The sequence below is a fragment of the Vibrio sp. L5-1 genome (assembly GCF_021728315.1).
GTDB classification, from domain to species: domain Bacteria; phylum Pseudomonadota; class Gammaproteobacteria; order Enterobacterales; family Vibrionaceae; genus Vibrio; species Vibrio splendidus_K.
Genome location: NZ_JAKKCQ010000005.1, coordinates 234,738 through 258,572 on the forward strand (window position 1 = coordinate 234,738; position 23,835 = coordinate 258,572).

Genomic DNA, 23,835 nt, shown 5'->3' on the forward strand with positions numbered 1-23,835 from the left:
ATGAATACAGTGTGTTTACAAGGTGAAATGGCTGAGTGTGGGTTGGCTTGTGTAAGTAGTATAGCTGAGCTCCATAATAAAAATGCGCCTTTGAGTTATTTAAGAACATTATGCAGACCATCAGATCTTGGGACTAGCCTTTATGACTTAACTGAACTCTTTGGGAAATTAGATCTTAATGCTCGTGCAGTTTTATTTAACATTCAACTAATTCAAGAGTTGCCTACTCCTTGCATTCTTCATCTCAATGACAGCCATTATGTCGTATTGGAGAAGGTTAATAGTTATTGTGCAGTTGTAATGAATCCCGCTTTAGGTAGGCAGGTATTAAAACTTGGAATATTAAAAATGAGCTTATCCGGATACGCTATCGTATTGGATGAAGAAAAGAAGCTTAACGCTAATAATTCATTTTTTAACATTTTCCAGTTTAAGAATAAAGTCATAAAACTCGACGCTCTTTTATTAATTTATGGTTTATTATCCACATTACTATCTTTGATATTGCCGGCAATAATGTTAAATATAAATAACGGTTTTAAGAACTTTGAAAACCTAGATTTTCATATGTTATTTTATCTGGCAATAGCTCAAATAATTTCTGTAGTTATAATTAGGCAAGGCTATAAGCGAACTATGATAATAGAAGGCGCAACTATGGCCAAAGAAAGTAATAAAATGTATGCTCGATTTTTAAATAATAAGATGTCTTTTTTTGAGCGTCGGACCTCAACAGATGTTGCTAATAGGGCACTTAAGTTTGTAGGCGCGCAAGTTGCAAAATCGACTATTTATAACACTTTAATTATCTGTATTATTCAACTTATAATTTCATTTTTAATTGTTGGTTACATTTCCCCATATTTGGCCTTTTTTTTACTATCTGTATCTTGCATATCATCATTCTTAGCTTGGGTGTCGAGGAAGAATTTAAGTCAAATTAGCATAGTTGAAGAATCTTATCGAGAAAATATATTTAAGCATTTTGTGGAATCTTTTAATTCAATTTCTGACATAAAGTCAAAAAAGGCAAGTAAGAATCTTTGCGTAGTAAATGATTCGAAAGTGAATCAACTCGTAGACTTTAACATTGAATCTGGTTTAAAGCATCTGAAATTCCCAATAATGCAAGAAATTATTGGGATATTTGATATGATATTGACATTATGTTTGTGTTTTTGGTTGATTCAATATAATAACACCCCTTTATCATCTGTATTTTTGTTTTTTTATGTTAAGCAGGTGTTTTCTACTTCTTTTAATCGTTTGATTGAAATAAATGACTCGTTTGGCGCTTTTGATGCAGCACAGGAAAGAGGAAAAGACGTTATTGAATTTGAAAAGGATAACAGCATTCACCAGTTCGATAACGATAGAGTCGGAGGGCTCCATCATGTAGGCATTGTCGAAAAAAAGTCTGATAGAAATTCAATTATTTTCCCCGAATTGATAATAACTAAAGGGCAGTTAGTTGCTGTTACTGGTTGCTCTGGTTCGGGTAAAACTACGTTATTAAAAATATTGTCTGGTTTATATTGTAATATTAAGTTGTTGAATGATGATGGGGGCGAGATGGATAATAACGTGATTATTTCATCAAATTATTATCATGCTACCAATCAAGACTTTATTAGTGGTTCTGTACGTGAGAATATCACAATGTTTGATGCAAATCATTGTGACTCTGATATCCTTACTTTAATAGAAAAGCTTGGTTTGGGACAGGTTATAGCATCATTACCCCAAGGTATAGATACGAAAATTAATGATTATACAAATCCCTTTTCTTCAGGAGAAAAGCAACGTGTATTATTATGTAGAGCATTACTTTCGAATAAGAATACTTTATTGTTAGATGAACCTATGAGTAATTTGGACGAGTTGAGTTGTGATTTAATTATGAGTACATTGAAAGGAACAGGAAAAACGATTGTTTTTACTAGTCATAACCCTTCTTCAATTAGGAAGGCAGATAAAATTATTGATCTTAATATTAAAAATCAGGATCATGAAAGTGAATTTTCGTGAAATTGTAACTAATAAAAAAAACACTTTGCTGTTACTTTTTATTCTAATTTTATTATGTTTTATTTATGTGAACATCATTGGCAGTCCAAATAAGTTTCAGGGATGGAAGACGCATGTTGTTTCGATTGGCAGTATCACTCGTAACGTAGAGTCTATCGGTGTGATTGAGGCCGCTAAAATGATTGATGTTGGCGCCAGTGTTTCTGGGGAAGTTACCGAATTAATGGTTGGTGTAGGCGATAAAGTTTCACAAGGTCAACTGTTGATCGAAATTGACCCTACTGTAAGTGCAAACGAGCTTAAAACAGCACAGAATGAACTGAAGATAGCTGTAGCAAATTTTGATGTTAGTCGCGAACGGTTTCTATATGAACAAGAACAGTTAGAGCTCATTGCACATTTAGTAAAGATTGGAAGCAAAACATCACAAGAGTTGAAAGAGCAAAATCTTGTATACTTGGAAAGCAAAGCGTCCTTGCAAAGTAGCAAACTTTCTAAAGAGACAGCGATGTTGGCGGTGGACTCAAAAAAAGCTCAATTGACTTACACAATGATACGCTCTCCAATAGACGGAACAGTGGTGTCTATACAGGTTGACAAAGGTCAAACTTTGGTTTCAACGCAGCAAGTAAGTAACTTGATAAAAGTTGCAAGTTCTGACCAATATATTGTGAGAATTCCTATATCGGAGTACGATATTTCGAATATATCTATTGGAGATGTTGTGGATTTCTATATCTTGGGTGTTTCAAATGAGACATATAAATCAAAAATATCGAATATTGATTTGACTCCATTAAGTAACAGTTCAACCTCAAAAGGTGTTATTTATAATGTTTCTTTCCATGTTTCCCGAGAACTGTCAGAACACGTTCGTATTGGTATGTCAGTAGGTGCGAAAATAAAAATAATGGAAGAAATAAATGTTGTTATTGTTCCTAGCCATTATGTTCGATATGACACAAATGGAGTTGCGAATGTTACTGTACTAGATAATGGTAATGTTATCACCAAAACAGTCGAATTAGGTTTGTATGATTTTTTAAATTCCGAAGTAGTTTCCGGAATTGAAGTTGGTGATGTTTTGATTTTAGAAGGAATCGATTAATGCCTTTGATTAAAATTAGAAATCTAACTAAATCATTCCATAAAAATAGTAATAATACTGTTGTATTAGACAAGATTGACTTAGATATTCATGAAGGCGAGTTAGTAGCTATAGTAGGGAGTTCTGGTTCGGGAAAGTCTACATTAATGAATATTATTTCTGGCTTGGATTCTAACTGGAGTGGAGATTATCATTTAGATAGTTGTGATATGCAGTCTTATGACAATGAACAATGGGCTAAGATTAGGAGTTGTTATTTTGGTTTTATCTTTCAATCATATAATTTAATACCTTACCTTAGTTGCTTAGAGAACATTAAATTACCATTGTTATACTTTAAGTGCAAAAAACCTCACTATTCGAATACCCTTGTAGAGACTATAAACCGGTTAGATATTAAAGAAGTGAGTTCTAATAAGCCAAGTGAGCTCTCGGGCGGGCAGCAGCAACGGGTTTCTATTGCGCGAGCTTTGGTTAGTGAACCTCGGATTCTTTTGGCTGACGAGCCAACTGGTGCATTGGACATACGAAATAGTGAAGAAGTAATAAATATTTTAAAGGAAATAAATAAAGATGGAACTACTGTAATAATAGTTACTCATGATATGAGTATTGCTGAGTTGTGCGATAGGCAAGTTTCAATTTCGGACGGTAAGGTTATAAATGGTATTAATGAGGGGTCTGTTGTTAATGATAAAATTAATCATAATGAAATACAAGGTTATAATTTTCCGTATCGTATGAAAACCGTGTTGTTAAACTTATTTTTTTTGTATAAAAATAATAAGATAAAGCTTTTTTTAAGTCTCATAGGAGTAATAGTAGGTATTGCAACTATTGTACTTAGTTTGTCTGTATCTGAAAGTGTAGAAAAACAAGTGATATCAGAGTTGTCACGAATGGGAAATAATACGGTTCAAGCTGCATCTTATGGCGAGCAAGATGGACTGCTAATAGAAGATACGTTCAATAAATTAAAAACATTTAACGAAATTAAATATATTTCGCCATATTTACGCGCGCAAAAGAAAATAAAGCGAGCCTTCAAAAAATATGATAATAGTATTTCAAATGATGCCAGTACAATACTTGGCGTATCTCATGAATTTAAGAATCTAATTAAGTTACGGCTTTTAATTGGTCGGTTAATGAATCAAGAAGAGGTGGAACTTGGTCAAACTGTTGTTGTGATTAATGAAATTCTAAACAAACAACTATTTGGAACGCATGATTCAATTGGCAATAAATTGATTATCGATAACATGGTTTTTACTATTATAGGTATAGTAAAACAGAGTGACGCACGCACACCACAACCTATTGCCTGGATCCCGTATACTACATTTATCCATCGAATTAGTAATTCAAATGTTATTAACGAGTTTCACTTTACAGCAATTGAGTCTGATTTAGAAAAAATCATTATTGATTACTTATATAAGATTACAAAAGGTAGTTATACATTTTGGTCAGATAAAGAGTATGTGGAATCTCTTAATAGAGTGAAAAATTTATTTTCAATTTTTATCTTGTCAATTTCTTTTATTTCTTTGTTTGTTGGAGGATCAGGAATTATGAATATAATGTTGGCTTCGGTTAGTGAACGGTATTCAGAGATTGGATTGCGTCGTGCAATTGGAGCATCAAAAAAAAATATACTTGAACAGTTTCTGATTGAGTCCCTTTTTGTTACATTGTTAGGTGGTTTTTTAGGTGTTCTATTGTCCGTTGGTACATTAATTGTGATGAAAAATATATTAATTGATTTTGAGATTATATTGTCTTCTTATTCCATTTTTGTTGGCGTGACATTTTCCTTATTTACTGGGTTATTATTCGGCTTGTTACCTGCCATTAAGGCTTCGAAATTAAACCCTATAGAAGCGCTTTCTCGATGATTTTTAAAAAGTGTTTATATTTGTTTTTATTGCTTATCATTGGTTGTAGTAATATTAATAGTAATCACTTTGATTACGAAAAAAAAACGAAGGTGGAAAATGAACAGGGTGATTGGTTATATGATATAGAAGAATCTAATTTGTTAACTACCCCTTACTTAAATGAATTGTTAGCTAGTGTCATTATCAATAATTTCGAGTTAAACTTAGCTATACTAGACATCAAAAAAGGGGAACTAAATACAAAAAAGAAAGATGATGAACAGGGTGTTCAGATGAATATTAATGTTAGTTCTTCTCATTCAAAATATTTGGACCACGGAGATGAATCTAGTGGTAACTATAGTACCTCTTTTGGTTTGTCTTATGATGTTGATTTTTTTGGTAAAAAAAATATTGAAGATAAGTTGATGTCGATAGACCAAGAGTTATCGTTTTTAGACTTTTTAGGCCTTAAGAATGACATAACCACTTTAGTTATTAACGAGTATGTGTCAATATCTTCTAACAAGTTGAAGCTCGATGTATATAAAAGAATCAAAGATATCCGTATTGATATCTTGAAAATTGAAAGGGAACGATTAGATTCTGGCGTTTCTGTTGGTTCTGAGGTCCTGTCCGCTCAACAATCTTTAGACTCCGCGGTGGCTATAATTGAAAATATCAAGGAAGAAATTTTCAATTCAGTTAACAGAATTGAATTTTTTTCTGGGAATACTGAATTTATCGATATAATTAAAATTAGCGAAGTTGATGTCATAAATTTACCTGATGTGACATTTTCTGATTTGCCAAAATTCGCTGGTACACATCATAGCGTATTAGGTTCTATGCTTCAAATTAAATCTAGTGAACTAAATTTCGAACTTGAAGAAGTTGCCTGGTATCCACAATTTTCGATATCTGGGAGCATTGGTACTCAAGGTGAAAAACTGCGTGAAATTTTTGAAAATCCGTTTGGTTCTATGTCTTCATTATTGATTTTTCCTGTTATTGAGTGGCATAAGCGGACTACTAATATGGGCTTAGTTAATGCTGATTTAACAACGGCACATTTAAATTATGAAAATGTAATTAGTTCGGTCGTAGACGTTATGAACAGTTCTTTAATTAATCTATATGCAGCGCAAAGGCATTATGAAATTAGTCAAATTGAGTTATCGACAGCTAGGTTGACTAGATATTACAGTTTGAATAATTATAATGCAGGCTTTACATCAAAGTATGCAGATCTTCTTACAGAATTTGATTTTCTGAATTCCAAATTGACTGAAATCGATGCTCAGTATAATTTAGTGACTGCAAAAGTTGAGTTATGTTCAGCACTCGATTATCGTGGTTGTCTTTGATTGTCTTTGATTGTCTTTGATTGTCTTTGATTGTCTTTGATTGTCTTTGATTGTCTTTGAGGCGTAATTAAATTTAGAGCTAATGCCACCCTGTTTCGGGCATTTCTTAGTTAATACGACAAGTTTCAGGCATACCTAACCCAGTAAGCTTGTTCAACGCTTTTATCATCGCGTAAGTTTCACCTACTTGTGCATTGTAATTTCTTAAACTTAAACGACCACCAAGCAACTGTTTAACTCGATATATCGCTGTTTCTAAGAGGGAGCGTTTGTGGTAACCATAACGCTCTTTCCAATACTCATTTGAGCCATATAACTTCTGGTTACCTACTGTGAGATTTCGGGGATGACCCAGCTCCCAGAAAGTAGCCCATTCTCTTGGAGGAATAAGCGCAACGGCTCGCTTAATCTTAATCGCATCGTGGCAGGCTCTCGTTTTTGTCTTAAATGTGACCTCAACTTGCTTTTGTGTTCGGCTAACAAAAGTGTTGTATTTAATACTAAACGGAATATGAACCTAAACATCGAGTCGGTGAATCATTGCGGCGTTCTCGGTGGTATAGAAAATGCTCGTTTTCCCATACCCCTGAGGACAGTCGTGAAGGCTAAGTCACTGAATCGACTCGCCACTTACCCCCAAAATAGCAGAGAACCGCGGTTAATGAGAAATTGGTTGTATTGCTTCCAGTTGGTTTTTTTGTAAAGAGATTTAGGAATAAGATTATGAATGGAATTAGCTAATCAGCTCTTATGTTATGGATCTAGTTTGGATTACGCAACAAAGTAAATTGAATCAGGCTCTAAATACTCGTTTGTTCGTTGTAATATAGTTTATCAGTTTCTGTGAGGAAGTTCATTTAACTATGTCGTCATGTGCCGAAATATTACAATGCCAAAGGGACGGAGTTAAAGTTGTTGATTTGCATCTTAATGTGTTCGCGTAACTTCATATGAGCGGGGTTATGCGTATCACGTTTATGATAGATGAATTTATAAGGAATTTCGTAAATGTCGATGGGGCATTCGATTATTTGTAGATCGAGACGCTTGCTCCACTTTGTTGCAAATGATTTGGACATGAGCCCTAAGTAATCATGTAGCGCGACGTTCATTGCCATCCCTGCCAGCGAGCAAGTAACTGCACCGGTTTTACGCTCTTGCATCGCTTCTTTAGCTAGTTGCTCAAAACCGGTAGCGTTTTGCCACCTTCCAGAAAACAAACAATGAGTTTCATTGTAAAACTCTTGTTTGGTTAGCGAACCCTGAATTCGAGGGTGTTTACCACGACAAATAACTACAGCAGGCTCTTGGTAAGCTTCTTCGATAACAAACGCAGGGTCTTTGGTGGTCACTGTATCTACGATTAGGTCCATTTCCTGACGTCTAAGTTGCTCAAATAAAAAGCATTTTTCCGGGGGGGATTCGTGTAATACTGCGCCATTAAGTGATTTGATTTTGTGCAAAATAGATTCTGAGCAATACACTTCAAATACTTTTTCTTCTAATACTGCGCTTTCGATAATGTTAATGGCTTGTTGAAATTGAGGGGCCAGTTGATACGCTGTTGAAGTCAGCGTGATACCTCTTCCTTTCTTTACAAACAGTTGTTTATTCCCTACTTGTTGCTCTAGGCGCTTCATCGATGCGCTGACTGCAGGCTGCGTAAGTTGCAGATGCTCTGCTGCTTTAGTGTAAGATTGGAGGTCTGCTACGACAAGAAATGTTTGAATTAGGTTTAAGTCCATTATCGTTCTCATAAATTGAATTTATACATTAACAAAATTTCACTATATTTATTTCGTTTACTTGTTAGTTTAACCTAACCTGTATGGGAGTTTAAGATGAACTTCCTATAATTTCAGAGAATTAATGGAGATGTTATGAAAAAGGCAACCAAAGAAAAAGGGAGAAGACTGGTGCTTAACGCCTGTACGCTCGCGTTAGGTGCTGCTTCTGCTACCGCAAACGCGGCTGAGAAACCCAACATCTTGGTGATATTTGGCGACGATGTAGGTTACTGGAATTTAAGTTCGTATAACCAAAATATGTTAGCTTACAATACGCCAAACATCGACACTCTTGCTCAAGAGGGCGCTAAGTTTACAAACTTTTACGCACAGCAAAGCTCTACCGCTGGCCGCTCTGCTTTTATTACAGGCCAAATGCCTAAGCGTACTGGCTTATCAAAAGTCGGTTTACCTGGTGCGGTTGAAGGTATCTCTAAAGAAGATCCAACCATCGCTACCATTTTAAAACAGATGGGTTACGCGACAGGTCAATTTGGTAAAAACCATCTAGGTGACCGAGATGAACATCTTCCAACAGCCCACGGTTTCGATGAATTTTTCGGTAACCTGTACCATCTGAATGCGGAAGAAGAGCCAGAAAACGTGGATTACCCAACGGGCCTTGAGTTCAAGAAGAAGTTTGGTCCACGCGGCGTTATCCACTCGTACGCTGACGGAAAAATTGAAGATACAGGCCCTCTAACACGTAAGCGCATGGAAAACATTGATGGCGAATTCCTCGACGCAGCTGAAAGCTTCATTGAAAAACAAGTCAAAGCAGATAAACCGTTCTTTACTTGGTTTAACGCCACTCGTATGCACAACTTCACTCATCTACCAGAAGAGTACAAGGGTAAAACAGGTGCGGGTTTCTACGCTGATGGTGTGAAGCAACACGATGACCAAATTGGTCATCTACTAAACAAAATAAAGAAATTGGGTGTTGATGACAACACCATCATCGTTTACACCACAGATAACGGTCCTATGATCAACTTGTGGCCAGATGCGGGGATGACGCCATTCCGCTCTGAGAAAAACACGGGGTGGGAAGGTGCGTTCCGTGTGCCTATGTTGATCAAGTGGCCTGGTAAGATAGAAGCGGGTAAAACGTTCAATGGTATGATGTCTCTAGAAGATTTTTTTCCAACGTTAGTCGCGGCCGCTGGTAACGATAAAGTGACTGATGAGTTGCTTAAGGGAAAAAAAGTTGGTGATATGAACTACAAAGTTCACTTGGATGGATACAACCAGCTACCTTACCTAATAGGTAAAACAGATAAGTCTGCGCGTAATGAGTTCGTCTATTGGAGTGATGACGGCGATCTACTCGCTTTACGTCAAGGTAAGTATAAGTTCCATTTCTTGATTCAAGAGAACGAAACTGGTTTAGATATTTGGAAGAAACCATTTACTAAACTGCGCGTTCCGCAGTTCTATGACTTAAGCATCGACCCATTCGAACGTGGTGACACAGGTATGGGTTACGACCGTTGGATGTACGAACGTACGTTCTTAGTTATGCCTGCAATTGCGAAGGTTAAAGAAGTTATGGACACCTTTAAGGAGTACCCTCCTCGAATGGAAGCTGCTTCATTTGTTCCTAAGTAACGTATAATTACAAGTGGCGCTCATAGGGGGGCCACAATCCGAAGAGAGATATGCATGAGCAAAATTTCCCCACGTCACTCTACCACTATGCCAATTGTGCCAATGAAAACGGCGTTTAAATCCCTACAAGGAAATGAACGTCGGTTCCACGTGATGGCAAAACCCGGCGGTGCAAAATGTAACATTGACTGCCAATATTGCTTTTATTTACATAAAGAAAACCTGCTTCATCAACCAAAGCAACCTAAAATGGATGATGAAACCTTAGAATTATTTATTAAGAGTTATATTGAGAGTCAAGACGGAGAGCAAATCGTATTTTCTTGGCAGGGCGGTGAACCAACACTGCTTGGATTAGACTACTTCCGCAAAGTGGTTAAGCTACAAAAGAAATACCAGCCAGAAGGCATACGTATTGAAAACGATCTACAGACCAATGGCATTCTACTTAATGATGAGTGGTGTGAGTTCTTACATGTGAATAACTTTTTAGTTGGATTGTCGATTGATGGTCCACAAGAGCTGCATGACAAATATCGCAAAACTCGTAGCGGTAAGCCTACTTTCCATTTGGTAATGAAAGCAGTTGAAAAACTGCAGCAACGTCAGGTGCGATTCAACGCTTTGGTGACGGTAAATCGCCACAACGTGAAGTATCCATTGGAGATCTACCGTTTCCTTACCCGCGATCTTGGCGTGACTTATATCCAGCTAGCACCTGTGGTCGAGCCAAATGATTTTCATACGACCGCACCACAGTTCTGGAATGAACAGATGATCCCAGAGCTGGGGAGTGAGTTAGCTAAACCTGGGCATCCAATGTCAGTTGTCACTGATTGGTCAGTTGATCCTGATGATTGGGGGGAATTTCTTAGCACCATGTTTGTCGAATGGGTCAACAATGACTTAGGTCAAGTGCTGGTCAACCTATTTGAAACTGCTGTCGCTCAAGTGATGGAAAAGCCTTCTCAGCTTTGTATTACCGCAGAATTCTGTGGCAAAGGCTTAGCGATTGAACATAACGGTGATGTATATAGCTGTGACCATTATGTGTATCCCGAATACAAGTTGTCGAACATTCACGACCAAACGTTGAATGAAATGGTATTTTCTACTCGACAGTTTACTTTTGGTATGGCAAAGCGTGACTCACTACCAGAATATTGTAAGCAGTGTCCCTACCTAAAATATTGTTGGGGCGAATGCCCGAAAAACCGTTTAATCATGACCCCTGACGGTGAACAAGGGCTTAATTACCTTTGTTCTGGTATCCGCCGATTCTTCGATGATACATTGCCTATGTTGGTTGGTTTATCGCAGATCTTGCAAAAGCAAAACAGTAAATATCAAGTATAGTTGGTCATTAAGTATATTTTGCAGTTGAGCATAGTGTGAATTTAGCAAATCTTTACGTTGTTATTTATCTGGATTATTTAATTATCGCTTAGCCAATTTTTAACTCAATGTATTATATTTTTTTATAGTAAAGGTTTTTGGACAGTCGGTAGTTTTTTAATCTTATTGGAGTATTCTAACTTTTGACAGAAAATTAGGAGATTTCTTGTATTACTACGATCTCGAAGGTTGCTCAATAGCTTGCTAGTTGAGTCGGACAGAGGACTTGCACAAGGTCCTTTTGGGATGGCTATTTTGGCCCTTTGATGCCATAAAACAGTATCTGAATACCATTAGTTGTTGTTAGTTATTTTATTTAAGCCATTGAACTAAAAGTTTGATTAACGTCACTTACGCTGAATCCCACCGGTAGTTCTGACCTTCTTGTTTGCCGGCGCAATAGCGGCTATTCTTTTACCATGTCGCTTTATCTTAGGTTTAGGCTGTCGTTTTTATAATATTATTGTTTAATTCTGTCTAAAGATAGGTCGGTCTGTTCTGTATTTTTTATCAATACAGTAAGTTTTCAGGTATACCAAGCTTGTAAGCTTATTCAGCGCTTTACTCAAGGCGCTGACGGATCCCTTCATAATTTCCCTAGTCCTGCGTTGTGTGTGAGCCTTTGATATTCGAACATTCCCCATTGATATTGGATTCATTAATTTGATATCGCCGATGATTTCGTACCTCTCTCCCTAGAGGAGGTATGGATAGAACTCGGCGGTGTTTAATGCTGTTGGCTTGGAAGTCAAAATGCCATTTGGCCTGTACTGCAATTAGGCCATTCCACGACATCAAGATTTCAGCGAGCAATGCAATAAGAAGCAGGATATCCAATCGCTTAGTACAGCGAGTTCTGTTGTGACGAAGTGTGATTCCATAGGCGGTACTCTTTAGATCGCGGAATGCCTCTTCTATCTGCATACGCTTGGCGTACAGATTGGTAATTTGTACTTCATTTAAGATATGTCGAGGGACATTAGTCGCGAGTAGCCACGGCTCCTTTGCACTGCGTTGATAGAGATGTGTAGCGGAGTGTTTTTTTTGGCTGGTTCTGCCTTTTTCTAATCCCTTATAAACATAGGCTTCACAAGATATTGGTGATCTCTTTGCTAATAAGCAGTGGCCAATATATTTGGGTTTATGGACAGCGTTTGGATAAAAGGTTTTATTTGAGGCCCAAGGTTTTTGAGGTTGTTTGATTGATACTTCACCTCGGACACGACCTAACCAAAACCAACTTTTCTCCTGTACTTGGCGGAACCAAGTATTTCTAAAACCCGCATCAGAAATAATGATTGGACTGGTTTTATTCGGCAAAACACTTTGCAATTTATCGAGGAATGTTTGGCGACTTTTCGGTGAATTGTATTGGCCATACTCAAAAACTTGTTCAAAGATTGTGATAGTTCGACCATCAAGTGCAACTGATGCACTTAACGTCATATAACAACGAAGTTGTTCACGAACATCAGACCAATCAACAAGGATCACAAGGCATGGGCTAGCACCCGTTATTAAGTAGGCATGCCATTTATAGATAAGGTCTTTTTCACGATGTAGTTTCCAGTTTTCGACCTAGTTTAGTCAGCGTTGAGTCTGAACCGTCAAGTACACTTTTTGTAGCAAGTATCAGAGAACTCTAGCGTTTTTTGTGAATGGAGGGGCATTGGTTTTGTATGGTTTGTTGTAGAATCTGAATGTCGCGCATTGTTAACCCACTTGTTCGAAATGTGTGTTCAGCGATATTCATTAGATCAAAGACGGCGATGCGCGTCTACCTCATTGTTTTTACGCCTGATTATGAGGGGATTCGCAAGCTCAAGGCGTAAGTTTCCACCACTGGGCATTGTGATTTTTCTAAAACTTAAACAACCTCCAAGCAACTGTTTAACTTTGTACATTACTGTTTCTGAAAGTGAGCGTTTGTAGCAACCATACCGATGTTTCCAATACTTAGCTGAGCTGTATATTTTTTTGCAGCCTACTGTGAGGTTTCCGGGACGAATACATTCCCATAAGTGCCTCTTGCCTTGGAATAATAATCGTAACAAGACGCTTAATCCTAATGGCATCGAGATAGGCTCTTGTACCATAAGCGCAATCATCAGGTACCTCAAAGATGCTTCGGCGGTTTTGTTTTAAGCAAGAACCAACATGCTTTGTTCTTGGCTGAATACAAGTGTGTGCGGACAATTTAGTGGAACATGGGCTAGCCTAAATATCGAGTAGATGAATACTTCAGCGCTCTCGGTGGCATAGAAAACACTCGTTTCACCATGAACACTATTGTGTGGCTAAATCACAGAATCGACGCGACCTCCTACGCTTCAATTTAGTCATTTACCGCGTGTTCATCAACCCAAAAGGTCAGAGAACTGCGGTAATTGAGTGAACGGTTGTACTGGTTGTTTTGAAAAGAAGCTTAGGCATGAGGCTACAAGAGGTAGCGGACGTAGCTGTTCAGATCGTAGGTTATGGATTTAGTTGCACTGAATCACGTAATAAAGTCCGCTCTACCTCTAAGTGAAGTCACGCTACAAAGTCGTATTCGGATGTTTATAGGTTGTTAGCATTTTTGCTTGAGTGGGTTTTGATATGATAACGTAATTTTCACTTCCGCCGGTTAAAGTTAATAGTTTAATTTGCAAGGGGTTGAAATGTTTTTATATGATGGTGTGGAGGTTAATATTGTTTATCAACCTAAGTATTGCTTGATAAATAACAAGGTAAGTGGGTTGGAAGCACTGACTAGAACATTTGATGGCGGTTTGAAGATTGATCATGAATTGTATTTGTCGAATTTAAATAATAGGTGTTTAATAAATGATTATACAATTTTATTTATTGAAAATTCATTTTTAGAGTTAAATAGAAATGACTTACTTGATGTTGAGGTATCATTTAATATATATTCAAATCAATTGTTAGATGATGTTTTCGTCTCTAAAATGTTAAGCGTTAGAAAATGTTATAAAGGCATTGTTACATTGGAGATTTCTGAGAAGGAAGCTGTGGATTCTTTAAGGCTACGGGAAGTGGTCATGAAGTTGAAATGTCATAATATTAAAATATCATTAGATGATTTTTCAAAAGATTCGGCAACTATATGTAATCTTTTGAGTGTTGACTATGATGAGGTTAAAGTTGATAAATCCTTAATCGATATGTTAGACGCAGAAAAGACAAAAATGTTTATTAAAATGTTAGTTGGGTTTGCTTCGGATGTTAATTTAAAGTTGGTTGCGGAAGGGGTCGAATCTCAATGCCAAGTGCAAACGTTAAAAGAGTTGGGTGTTGATTTTGTGCAAGGATACTTTTTCGCTAAGCCCACTTCAGCTTGCGAGCTAGCGTTGGTATAGATTATATCTGTATTATTTTAGATATTTTATTTCTATTTTGTTATCAAGCGAACTGTAGATCGCTTCAAAGATGGGTATTTGTTGGACCATTTTATTAAAGGGTATTAGTATGCCGACCCATTTGTAAGTCTTATTGAAGTGCTTTAAGCCACTTTTAGATTCATCCCCAAAGTTGGTGACGGTACCTTCAAGTGATTCTAGATACTCTTTGAAAGCCGTGCGAGATGTTTGTATATATATATACTCTGCAGTGAAGTTTCTTTCTAAGCAGAATGATATGCTCTCTAATATGCTAGAGCAAAATATTGTTGTTGATGAGGAATAAGTGCTTGGTGTGGAAAGTACATTATCATGTACTAAGTTATTCTGCATAATGCGTGGCCTATTTTTGTTGACCTTGATTAGCTCGCGTAACGTAGTTAGATAAATTACATGATGCGCTCGAAGTTCGCCTTCACAATTATGATATTCAAGAAGTAAATAGTTTGAATTGTCAGGGTTGATTAGTTTTTGAAAGTCATTGTACCGTTGTTCTCCCCATTCACGCATTAATATCTTGCTTATTTTAGGGTCGGCATACTGTGGGGTTGTTATAGCATTACAGTTTGTTGAATAGTTTAGTTCATAATGAAATTCACTTATTTCCTCTGTTAGGTCGGAATGACTTACATTAGGAAACCTTTTATCAAATAATCTTTGTTCAATGTCTGCCTTTGATTTAATTAATGTCAGGCCTGCAGCTTCCCTTGCTATTGATAGTGCATCCTTTAGCGATGAATTAATTAACATTATTTGTATTTGTCTTTGGGTTGATGGTACCGTGCGGCCATTCTCCCAGCGTGAATAAGTACCTTTATCTAATCTTTCAAAGCTTGGATGTGTGGATAACAGGTCTACCATGTCTGTTTGACTAAGGTTTTTCCCTTGCCTCGTTTTCTTTAATAATTCTTTAAACATTGATTCTTCTCTTTGGTTAGATGCGTGCTTTATGGTTCTATAATTCTAATGCTTTCTAGTGGCGTTGTTGATCAAATTAGGTAAGGAATGCAGTTCCCCTGCATTATCTAGCTGTTAGTTTATAATAGGTATACCTAATCCTAGGGCGTTGTTCAATACTAGCTATGACCTAGCTATGACCTCTCCAATTTGGGAGTTGTAACATATCAAGCTCAATGTATCGATAGTCAGCCCCTTATATAGAGACAACGGTCGTGATATAAGGGCAGTTTTACACTAAGCTAACTTATCGTTTTTGAGCGTTTCAACGGCTTCATTTCCTTTGCTGGGTTCAGTAATATCGGATGAACTCTACTGAACCAACGTTAACAAGACTAACTCAGCACTAATCACATTATGGGTATCAATATCAATCGCAGGGTAAAGTGCAATTTACTCCAAGTCCTAACTTTTCAGCTTCAGGTATTTTAATTTTCTATTCACCTTCCCCAAAGGCTTTCAGGCCTGTTGAATCTATCGCGATGTGTCGAATTGGACCTTTGGAACTGTTCCTATATTTAACCGCTTACTTACGCTTGTGTAATCAAAAATGGGGCGTCAACCAATGATCAATGCAAATATAGAGTCTATAAAGCCTTGAGGCACGCGTAAGTGTAAGGCGGCGTTAAAACGGTTTCGATGTGAGCATCAGAAAACGGAAAGCCTCTACTTCGTTTGTATAGAGTTTTATTATATTCACTCCGGTCAGTTATTTTCTTTTTTGACTTTCCTATGTCGCTACTATTACATCAACTACATGAGGTTAGGTTACAGGATTTAAGAGCGGTTCAACTGATTTAGTATACCAACGTCCTTTCTTGTTATTAATTAACAGTAACATTACTTCGGGAAATAAAGGTGTAAGCAACTGTATGATGTTTATATTCTTGTATATTTTCATAGAGTGTGTTGCTTAATACATAGCTACTTCAGTGAGCGAATGCTTGTGATGCGAATATACACCTCCCCGAGGGAGGTGTAAGCACACTGACTGAACTATTTGTTGCAAGACTGTGTTATGTTGTCGATTCGTTCGTTTGCGCGATCAGCTTCTTCTTGGGCTTCTACTGCTGTGCTTTTAGTTAATTGAGCTTCAGATGTTAGTGTTACTTTCTGCTCCTTAAGGTCTTGTAAATCTTGGTTTAACAGACTTACCTGGTTATTAAGATTGTTTATTTTCGTCATTGTTTCTTCATCTGGACTTGAAGAACAACCTCCGAGTAGAAGTGCTGAAGAAGTTACTGCTGAGACTAGCATTTTATTCATATATATCCTTGAATATAAGTAAGTATCAAAACCGATGCGACTTTATCGGTGAGGTTGGCTACACTTGAGATTTGGTCTGTTATGTAGAATTAAAAATAATAATGATTTAATGTAACTTGCACTTGCACTTGCACTTGCACAAAAGCCGCAAGACCGATTCTGTTTATATGCGTGATTTATAAAAATAGTTTCAAATTTTGAAGTTCTAGTTTGTGGTTCTTTCCTTAAATTATTTCTTTCTCGGGTTGATCGCTCTCCTATTTAAGGCTTTTAGATTAACGAATTGCGCGTCTATTTCTAAATGTCCAGGAAAATGCTTTCTCTTAATCGCGTGAATTTATCTAAACTTGCTGGCTTATTCCGTAACCGCCACTCATTTTGATAACTACCCGCCACCTCTTGGTAACACAATTTACAACAATGATGCTTTGCAGAAAAGTGTGCTTTGGGGGTTTGCTCAAACTCTTGTTGATGCTTCTTACAGATAATAACAATTGGTGTCCGACTGTTTACATATTGAACAAGAGAGTAATCGTAGTAATTACCCCATTTTGTTATTGCTTTTTTAATAAATGTTCTGTTCGTATCTTTAGGGAAAGGCATATAACTCTTCAATATTTATATCTTAAGAAAAATACATTTTTCTTAAAGTTGGTTAATTCTCAGTCTCATCTAATACTATGGATAATAGCATGAAAAACTAAGATTTCTGCTGATATTCATACATTTTAGCCACCTTTTTTTAAGTCAAAAATCAAAAGTGTAAGATCCAAGATTGCATGTTTTAGATTTATTTGCTTCCAGTGCAAAATTATCAAAACAAAATTCCGTTTCAACTCTTATCTGCAGATTTTCGGTTAGTTTTACAAATTCAAATTTTATTTATAGGTACTATGTTATACAAATCCTGTCAGACGGACAATTAACTTAAACATGATGTATCATAACCAGTTTGTATCATTACTATCACCAAATATAGAATTACAAAAAAATACTAAAAGTTTTTGTGTTCTCTGATTCCGCAAACGTATGTAAAAGCTCAATCAATGAATTTGCATGGTATTTTTTCAAGATTCTCGTTTTATAAGTGCTGACCGTTTTCGCACTTAACGATAACTGTTCAGAAATTCGTTTATTCGAATAACCTTGAGCTAAGTAGTGAAACACTAAAGCCTCTTGTTTTGACAATGCAGGGCTGCTTGAAAACTGTGAATGGTCAAGATCAAATACAGAATAGCCACGAACAATACTAATAATCGCGTCCTTGATTGTGTTCTTACTTCGGTTTTTGTGTAAAAAACCATTGGCACCTAGTTCATAAGCGGCTTTACTCAAGCTAGAGTAATCTTTGGAGGAAACAAAAAGGATCTTCCCTTGATATCCGCTAGCCAAGATGTTTTTAGCTAAACGCATGCCATCTCTATCACCGATAACAACATCTAAAATAATTAAATCAATACTTTGATTGCGAACTAATTCCATTACTTTTGCACAGCTAGTCAATTGTTGTACGTCAACAGTATTTATTACATCAATTACAAGATTAGCAAGTGCTTCACTGTAAAGTGGTTGTGAATCAACAATAAGAACGTTTTTCAAAATCTACCTCATTTGGTCCCAAATTTTATTTGCTCACACCAATAAAACTTCAGTCAATTCCTACAAAAAATGTGAATTGATTGTATCTATTGGCAGTTGAAATAACGTTGTCATATTGAAATTTACTTAAGTGAATATGCTAACAGGCTGAAAATGTTAATGTATATCAGAGACGACTTTGTTGCGTGATTCACTGGAACTAAATCCATAACCTACGATCTGTTCAACTACGTCCACTACTTGTCATCACTTGATGCTTGAGTTTCTTTAAAAAACAACCAACTAAAAATAACACACCGTCCTTTGGGAACGATAGATAAGCAGTAAATGGTTAGGTTCAAGTGCGAGAGGTCGCGTCCATTCAGTGACTTAGCCATACCAATAGGTTGTATGGTGAAGCGTGTGTTGTTTAACCCGCTACAGGTTTTTTTTCAGAAAACATCATCAGTATAAAGCGCTGCTCTTCTTCACTTAACGTAATGGCGTTTATTTTCATCTGGTCGCCAATTAATCGTTGAAGTTCACTCCGTTGTAATACGGTTAGTTGATTTAACTGTAACGTTCTTTTTAACTTTTCAAATTTTTTCGATTCCACTTCATTCTTCCTGATAAATAATTGCAATCAAATTCAATATAAAATAATGGGCTTTACTGGTAAGTAAGATTATTCGTAAAAGCATGTAAGCTCTTTCTTGTTTATTGCTTAGATCGATGAATATAAAGAAGCTAGGATTTGCGATAACTACTCCCATTAATCTTGGCTTTGTTGCGTAATTCAGTCGAACTAAATCAGGAACTTACGATCTGATAAGCTACGTCTACGACCTGTTGTAGCCTATGCTAAATTTCTTAACGAAATAATCAACTTGAAGTACGGCAACCAATTGCTCATTAGCCGCGGGAATCCACGTTGGTTCAGTGATTTATCTATCACGACAGCGCTCATGGTGAAACGAGTTTTTTCTATGCCACCGAGAGCGCTGAAGTATTCATCTACTCGATATTTAGGCTAGCCCATGTTCCACTAAATTGTCCGCACACACTTGTATTCAGCCAAGAACAAAGCATGTTGGTTCTTGCTTAAAACAAACACGCCGAAGCATCTTTGAGGTATCTGGTGATGGCGCTTATGGTGCAAGTGCCTATCACGATGTCATTAGGATTAAGTGTGTTGTTACGATTATTCTTCCAAGGCAAAGGGCACTTATGGGAACGTGCTCGTCCCAGAAATCTCGCAGTAGGTTGAAAAAATTATACAGCTCAGCTAAGTATTGGAAATAACGGTATGGTTACCACAAAAGCTCACTCTCAGAAACTGCGATGTATTGACTTAAACAGTTGCCAGGAGAACGATTGAGCTTAAGAACTTCAATGCACCGGTGGGTAACTTACGCGATGACAAAAGCGTTGAACAAGCTCACTGGCTTAAGTATGTCTGCAACTAGTCGTATCGACTAAGAAATACACGAAACAGATAGGCTCTACTTCTAAATTTAATCACGCAACAAAGCCCTTAACACGGTGTTTACTTGGAATAGTCATCATTAGTGCTAAATGTGTAACACCTTTCAGGGCGGGGATTTTTACTAATTCAATGAGGCAAAGAGCCACTTTAATTAATGTTAACATATTAATACTCTTAGCGAATTTACTGTTTTGATCTGTGTGCGATGCTAATTCTATTAAGGACGAAATATTGTAAACGATAAAATTTCAAAGCTTAATTTAGCTCTATCAAATTAAGCGAAGGTTCATCTTTCTGTGTAGGAAAAGTCTTAAATTTCCAATGTTTTTATATTTCTGCTGTGTTTTTTGTTTTTGTCCTTTATATTTGAACAATGGTTTGATGTTATCAGTAAAAGCAATATTAGGATTGCAACTAATTTTCTACATGTTACATCTCGGCCTTTGTAAACAAGTTATCTATGATTAATCGTTCATAGATGTAAATAAATCAAACATTAAATTGGTCATGTTAGAATGAGAAAAGGCAGACATAGATTGTTATATAATTCAAAAGTTATTTCTCTTGGTCTTGTTACACTTGCATTAAATGGGTGTGGTACAGGAGAGGAGGAACCATCTTCTCCACAAGATTCCATCGTGGAAGTCGTTGCTCAAGATGCGTTGCTTAAAACTGAAATTAATGATAGTGGATATATTGTAGATTTATCCACTATTGTATTAGCTAATCAATCTGACAATGTCTTTAGGCTGTCTGACGTGTCCGTTATAAATAGTAATTCATCATGCAGCCCTATCTCCATCGAACAGCAGTCTTTTACGATTAACCGTAAGCAAACTAAAGTTTGTGATTACGCGTATGCTGTTATTGCTAACAATCAAGCAGATGTAAACGAACATAGTAGTGGTATGGTGCGCGTTGTTGTGAGTGATGGCGACATGTTTCAACTGCCAGCACTGTCGCATGTTGCAAAAATCAATGAAGTAAACACAACAACAGATCCAGACTATAACTACGAACCAATTCAAATTAGTCTAATTAATGAATTAAGCTTAGTTGGAACCGATGTGTCTAATTGGACGCTCTCTCCTTCAATCACGCAGCCTTATACCAAAGGCTCTTTAGTTAACGTTGATGTTACAAATCACCTTATTGAATATATACCAGCTCCAGGAACCAGCGGTATTGACAGACTAATGTACAGCTATATTGATGACTCTGCTGGTCAAGCATATAGTGGTGTTATAGACATTGCAGTCGCAGAAAATGCGAACCAAGGGATTGAGTTGTTAACTCCCAATGCCATTTATGGTTTAAACGGCAAAACTTATGTCCCTCTTAAGGACGCGATTAATGGCATTGAAATCGACGTTAGCCCCTATGTGAATTCATTGGATGGGGACGATATTCAACTTATTTATGTGAAATCATTAACTGCCCCTCAAACCAGCATTGATGGCGCAAATCAAAATAATTTAACTAATACTAAATTTACATTTAAAGTATCAACCCAAAATGTCCATTTCGTCACTTATGCCGTCAGTGATCATAAAGGTAGTTATCAAATTGGCCATATTAGTGTAACCGTGTTGGATGAAAATGATATGGCTCCTTGGGTTGATGTAACTGACGAACAATCCAATACATTGTTTTACGCACCAAAGACTTTAAACGTCGCAATAGCAAATAGTTATACCTTTGACGAATCAATCACCACTCGTGTATCTGGAATAAATTACTCTGTAGCTGGATTATATAGCGATAGCGTTATTGATTATTGCTCTCAACTAAGTGCAGAGTTAGCAACAAGTGAAGAAATAAAATCACTAGTAGATAGAGGTTGGTTAAACACAGCACTTTGGCCCCAAAATAGTGAATATTTAGTTTTAGACCGTACTTCTGGAGACATTAAAATTCTCGATATTTCAGCTGGTGCGTATACTATAGATATAACAACGTTAGATAACCCTCTTTCGGATATCAGTTACTATCCTGCATGTGTCGAGAAAAGTGATGCGACAGATCGTATGTTAGTGAGTTTACAATTATCAGCCAAGTTACGCTCTGGTACTACCTCCATTTCCATGCCAAATGGCAAGTCAATTAACACAACGCTGACCGGCTATTTTAACGACGGTTCGGTAGAGAATGACATGCTTTTATTCGATAAGTCATTGACCACGTTCGTACAAAGTAGTCAGCTTTTGACTCAAGATAGCTTTGGATTCATAGCACATACTATTGGTAACACAGATTTATATGGTCAATATAATGCTAATAAAGACCCATTGCGGTCTAATATTATTGATATTGAAGTTACAACTGCTGTAGTTACAAAGGGTACGCTATCCGTGTCTTCGCATACGGTACCGCAAGGTTCAACGATTACTCTTGATGGACAAATAGAGTACAGCGATAATTCGAGTTCCCTAGTCAGTGATGAAGCGAGCATTACATGGATGATTGATGGCACCGAATATACTGGTCCGGGGTCTCACCATTATGTCGATGATATTACATACGACGGTTCAAATTGGACGTTAAAGTCAAGTGACATAAATCAAGGAAGTTTTGATATTTCTTGGATTATTGACGGTATCTGGTCTAACTCACAAACAGTGACCATTGTTGACGCTGTCCTGGTTAGTCTAGAAAGTATCGTATCGAAAGATAGTACCTCGTACTTACTAGCGGATAACTTCGCTATAGGCCGTCCGTTTTATCTCACTGTTATGGGTAAATTTACAGATGGCGTGTCACGTGATGTAACATCAACGATTGAACAACAAAACTGGGAATATGATACTAGCTACGTTAATCAATCAGGTACGTCATTCAACCAATTTACTGGTCATGCAGTTTATTCACAGGCCAATGCTTGTGGTGGATACGGTCAACCAATTAAAGCCTGGTTGAATGAACTGTCTATATGTGCAAGTGTCCGAATATCAGAGGCCTATTTGACGTCTGTTACACTGACGCCAACTCGCCAAACCTTACCCAAAGGTACTGAAGTGGATCTCACTGCTACTGGAACATATAGTGATGGCTCATCTCAAGCCATCAATGGGCAGTGTACTTGGACATCTTCAAACACAAACCGAGCAACTGTGGATAATTATGGTAAAGTCACAACAAATTCATCTAGCCAATTAGGCGACGTTACCATCATGGCTGTGTGTCCGGCGCGTTATGGTACAGGTTCAGTGTCTAGTAGCGCGATAATTTCCGTAACAGGCGCTTCTCTTGTTAGTATAAATGCTTCCCCAGGTTCATGGCGAATGAGTAGGTTAGAAACTAAAGCGTTAACCGCAGTTGGTACGTACTCAGACGGGTCCACCGCAGACATATCTAATACGGTATCGTGGTCTAAAACCTCTTCTGGATACGACAGTAATTTGACCATAAACGGGGCGATGATAACGGTTGGCATTGGATATTCAAGAAGTGGAAAGTTGGACTTTGTTGCCAAATTAAATGGGATTACAAGTAACACTGCTACATTGACTTTGTACAACTCATTTGTTGTATCATCTCTGAAAATGAGATTTTCGTTACCTTCTAGGAAAAAATCAAGTCAAAGCGGGGCGATGTGGTTTTGTGGAAATGAAGCAAGTGTACAAAATGAAGATTGGGGTGGAAGAGATAATGATTGGGGACTACTTAGCACGGGTACCTCATCGTATCTTTTTGGTACTGGTGTAGCTAAAGAGGTTCATGACGTGTTTGTAAATATGCCAAACGACGACAACGTTACTCATGGTTCAGAATATTGGGTGTGGAACACATCTAGTGGCACTAAAGGGTATGTATTTAATATGAGTAACGGAAATACTAGCGGCACTACATATAAAACAGACTATAGAACTTATCTCTGTGGCCAAGCTTTATAGATTATAAAAAATCCGCCTTCTTAGAAGGCGGATTTGCCTTATAATTCTCTAAAAAATGGTATCCGTGCTGCTGTTAGG

General features: G+C 37.2%; 13 protein-coding genes and 5 pseudogenes. 9 read left to right on the forward strand and 9 right to left on the reverse strand.

What is annotated here, in order from left to right; translation table 11 throughout:
• Genes L3V35_RS18775 through L3V35_RS18790 form a run of 4 tightly spaced genes read left to right on the forward strand, consistent with a single transcriptional unit; the run spans position 1 to position 6,383 of the window.
• Complete coding sequence (locus L3V35_RS18775) at positions 1–2,028, forward strand: cysteine peptidase family C39 domain-containing protein (RefSeq protein WP_237300452.1); 2,028 nt, start codon at positions 1–3, stop codon at positions 2,026–2,028.
• Positions 2,015–3,136 carry an efflux RND transporter periplasmic adaptor subunit gene (locus L3V35_RS18780; protein ID WP_237300453.1) on the forward strand — a complete coding sequence of 374 codons (1,122 nt, stop codon included), beginning with the start codon at positions 2,015–2,017 and terminating at the stop codon, positions 3,134–3,136. Before L3V35_RS18775 ends, L3V35_RS18780 begins: the two co-directional genes overlap by 14 nt.
• Positions 3,136–5,034 carry an ATP-binding cassette domain-containing protein gene (locus tag L3V35_RS18785; protein ID WP_237300454.1) on the forward strand — a complete coding sequence of 633 codons (1,899 nt, stop codon included), beginning with the start codon at positions 3,136–3,138 and terminating at the stop codon, positions 5,032–5,034. Before L3V35_RS18780 ends, L3V35_RS18785 begins: the two co-directional genes overlap by 1 nt.
• The gene (locus L3V35_RS18790) at positions 5,031–6,383 is read left to right on the forward strand and encodes a TolC family protein (RefSeq protein ID WP_237300455.1); all 1,353 of its coding nucleotides are present in this window, start codon (positions 5,031–5,033) and stop codon (positions 6,381–6,383) included. Before L3V35_RS18785 ends, L3V35_RS18790 begins: the two co-directional genes overlap by 4 nt.
• A gap of 106 nt (positions 6,384–6,489) precedes the next feature.
• Here the strand turns inward: L3V35_RS18790 and L3V35_RS18795 are convergent.
• Positions 6,490–7,100: pseudogene (locus tag L3V35_RS18795) on the reverse strand (hypothetical protein).
• A 167-nt stretch (positions 7,101–7,267) separates the two neighbouring features.
• Positions 7,268–8,128: a LysR family transcriptional regulator gene (locus tag L3V35_RS18800; protein ID WP_237300456.1), complete on the reverse strand. Its 861-nt coding sequence runs from the start codon at positions 8,126–8,128 to the stop codon at positions 7,268–7,270.
• Between the two features lie 135 nt (positions 8,129–8,263).
• Between L3V35_RS18800 and L3V35_RS18805 the strand changes: the two genes are divergently transcribed.
• Together L3V35_RS18805 and L3V35_RS18810 are read left to right on the forward strand one after the other, a co-directional pair.
• On the forward strand, positions 8,264–9,781 hold the full coding sequence (locus L3V35_RS18805) for an arylsulfatase (protein WP_237300457.1): 1,518 nt from the start codon (positions 8,264–8,266) through the stop codon (positions 9,779–9,781).
• Between the two features lie 54 nt (positions 9,782–9,835).
• Positions 9,836–11,137 carry an anaerobic sulfatase maturase gene (locus tag L3V35_RS18810; protein WP_237300458.1) on the forward strand — a complete coding sequence of 434 codons (1,302 nt, stop codon included), beginning with the start codon at positions 9,836–9,838 and terminating at the stop codon, positions 11,135–11,137.
• 625 nt (positions 11,138–11,762) lie between these two features.
• Here L3V35_RS18810 and L3V35_RS18815 read toward each other — a convergent pair.
• Both L3V35_RS18815 and L3V35_RS18820 read right to left on the reverse strand, forming a co-directional pair.
• Positions 11,763–12,887 (reverse strand): annotated as a pseudogene (locus L3V35_RS18815) (IS4 family transposase).
• A 148-nt stretch (positions 12,888–13,035) separates the two neighbouring features.
• A pseudogene (locus tag L3V35_RS18820) lies at positions 13,036–13,609 on the reverse strand (transposase); the annotation flags it as partial.
• Between the two features lie 227 nt (positions 13,610–13,836).
• Between L3V35_RS18820 and L3V35_RS18825 the strand changes: the two are divergent.
• Entirely contained in the window at positions 13,837–14,538 is a 702-nt protein-coding gene (locus L3V35_RS18825) for an EAL domain-containing protein (RefSeq protein WP_237300459.1), read from the forward strand.
• A 12-nt stretch (positions 14,539–14,550) separates the two neighbouring features.
• On the opposite strand, the gene L3V35_RS18830 is transcribed toward L3V35_RS18825, so the two are convergent.
• The 5 genes and pseudogenes from L3V35_RS18830 to L3V35_RS18850 form a co-directional block, all read right to left on the reverse strand.
• Entirely contained in the window at positions 14,551–15,495 is a 945-nt protein-coding gene (locus L3V35_RS18830; RefSeq protein ID WP_237300460.1) for a helix-turn-helix transcriptional regulator, read from the reverse strand.
• 162 nt (positions 15,496–15,657) lie between these two features.
• A pseudogene (locus tag L3V35_RS18835) lies at positions 15,658–16,268 on the reverse strand (transposase).
• Positions 16,269–16,530: 262 nt separating this feature from the next.
• Positions 16,531–16,800, reverse strand: a complete 270-nt coding sequence (locus L3V35_RS18840) for an Lpp/OprI family alanine-zipper lipoprotein (protein WP_102333153.1) — start codon at positions 16,798–16,800, stop codon at positions 16,531–16,533.
• Positions 16,801–17,781: 981 nt separating this feature from the next.
• Complete coding sequence (locus L3V35_RS18845) at positions 17,782–18,399, reverse strand: response regulator transcription factor (protein ID WP_237300461.1); 618 nt, start codon at positions 18,397–18,399, stop codon at positions 17,782–17,784.
• A gap of 409 nt (positions 18,400–18,808) precedes the next feature.
• Positions 18,809–18,994, reverse strand: a complete 186-nt coding sequence (locus L3V35_RS18850) for a hypothetical protein (RefSeq protein WP_102333150.1) — start codon at positions 18,992–18,994, stop codon at positions 18,809–18,811.
• Positions 18,995–19,256: 262 nt separating this feature from the next.
• Here L3V35_RS18850 and L3V35_RS18855 point away from each other — a divergent pair.
• Positions 19,257–19,857, forward strand: a pseudogene (locus tag L3V35_RS18855) (transposase).
• Positions 19,858–20,379: 522 nt separating this feature from the next.
• Positions 20,380–23,757 (forward strand): Ig-like domain-containing protein, encoded by a 3,378-nt coding sequence (locus L3V35_RS18860; RefSeq protein ID WP_237300462.1) that lies wholly within the window; start codon positions 20,380–20,382, stop codon positions 23,755–23,757.
• Positions 23,758–23,835 lie beyond the last annotated feature (78 nt).

Excerpts from the sequence above, each read along its gene's own strand:
- L3V35_RS18790 (WP_237300455.1), top strand. The coding sequence starts at position 5,031 with ATGATTTTTAAAAAGTGTTTATATTTGTTTTTATTGCTTATCATTGGT.
- L3V35_RS18840 (WP_102333153.1), bottom strand. The coding sequence starts at position 16,800 with ATGAATAAAATGCTAGTCTCAGCAGTAACTTCTTCAGCACTTCTACTC.
- L3V35_RS18805 (WP_237300457.1), top strand. The coding sequence starts at position 8,264 with ATGAAAAAGGCAACCAAAGAAAAAGGGAGAAGACTGGTGCTTAACGCC.
- L3V35_RS18785 (WP_237300454.1), top strand. The coding sequence starts at position 3,136 with ATGCCTTTGATTAAAATTAGAAATCTAACTAAATCATTCCATAAAAAT.
- L3V35_RS18775 (WP_237300452.1), top strand. The coding sequence starts at position 1 with ATGAATACAGTGTGTTTACAAGGTGAAATGGCTGAGTGTGGGTTGGCT.
- L3V35_RS18810 (WP_237300458.1), top strand. The coding sequence starts at position 9,836 with ATGAGCAAAATTTCCCCACGTCACTCTACCACTATGCCAATTGTGCCA.
- L3V35_RS18825 (WP_237300459.1), top strand. The coding sequence starts at position 13,837 with ATGTTTTTATATGATGGTGTGGAGGTTAATATTGTTTATCAACCTAAG.
- L3V35_RS18860 (WP_237300462.1), top strand. The coding sequence starts at position 20,380 with ATGAGAAAAGGCAGACATAGATTGTTATATAATTCAAAAGTTATTTCT.
- L3V35_RS18800 (WP_237300456.1), bottom strand. The coding sequence starts at position 8,128 with ATGGACTTAAACCTAATTCAAACATTTCTTGTCGTAGCAGACCTCCAA.
- L3V35_RS18830 (WP_237300460.1), bottom strand. The coding sequence starts at position 15,495 with ATGTTTAAAGAATTATTAAAGAAAACGAGGCAAGGGAAAAACCTTAGT.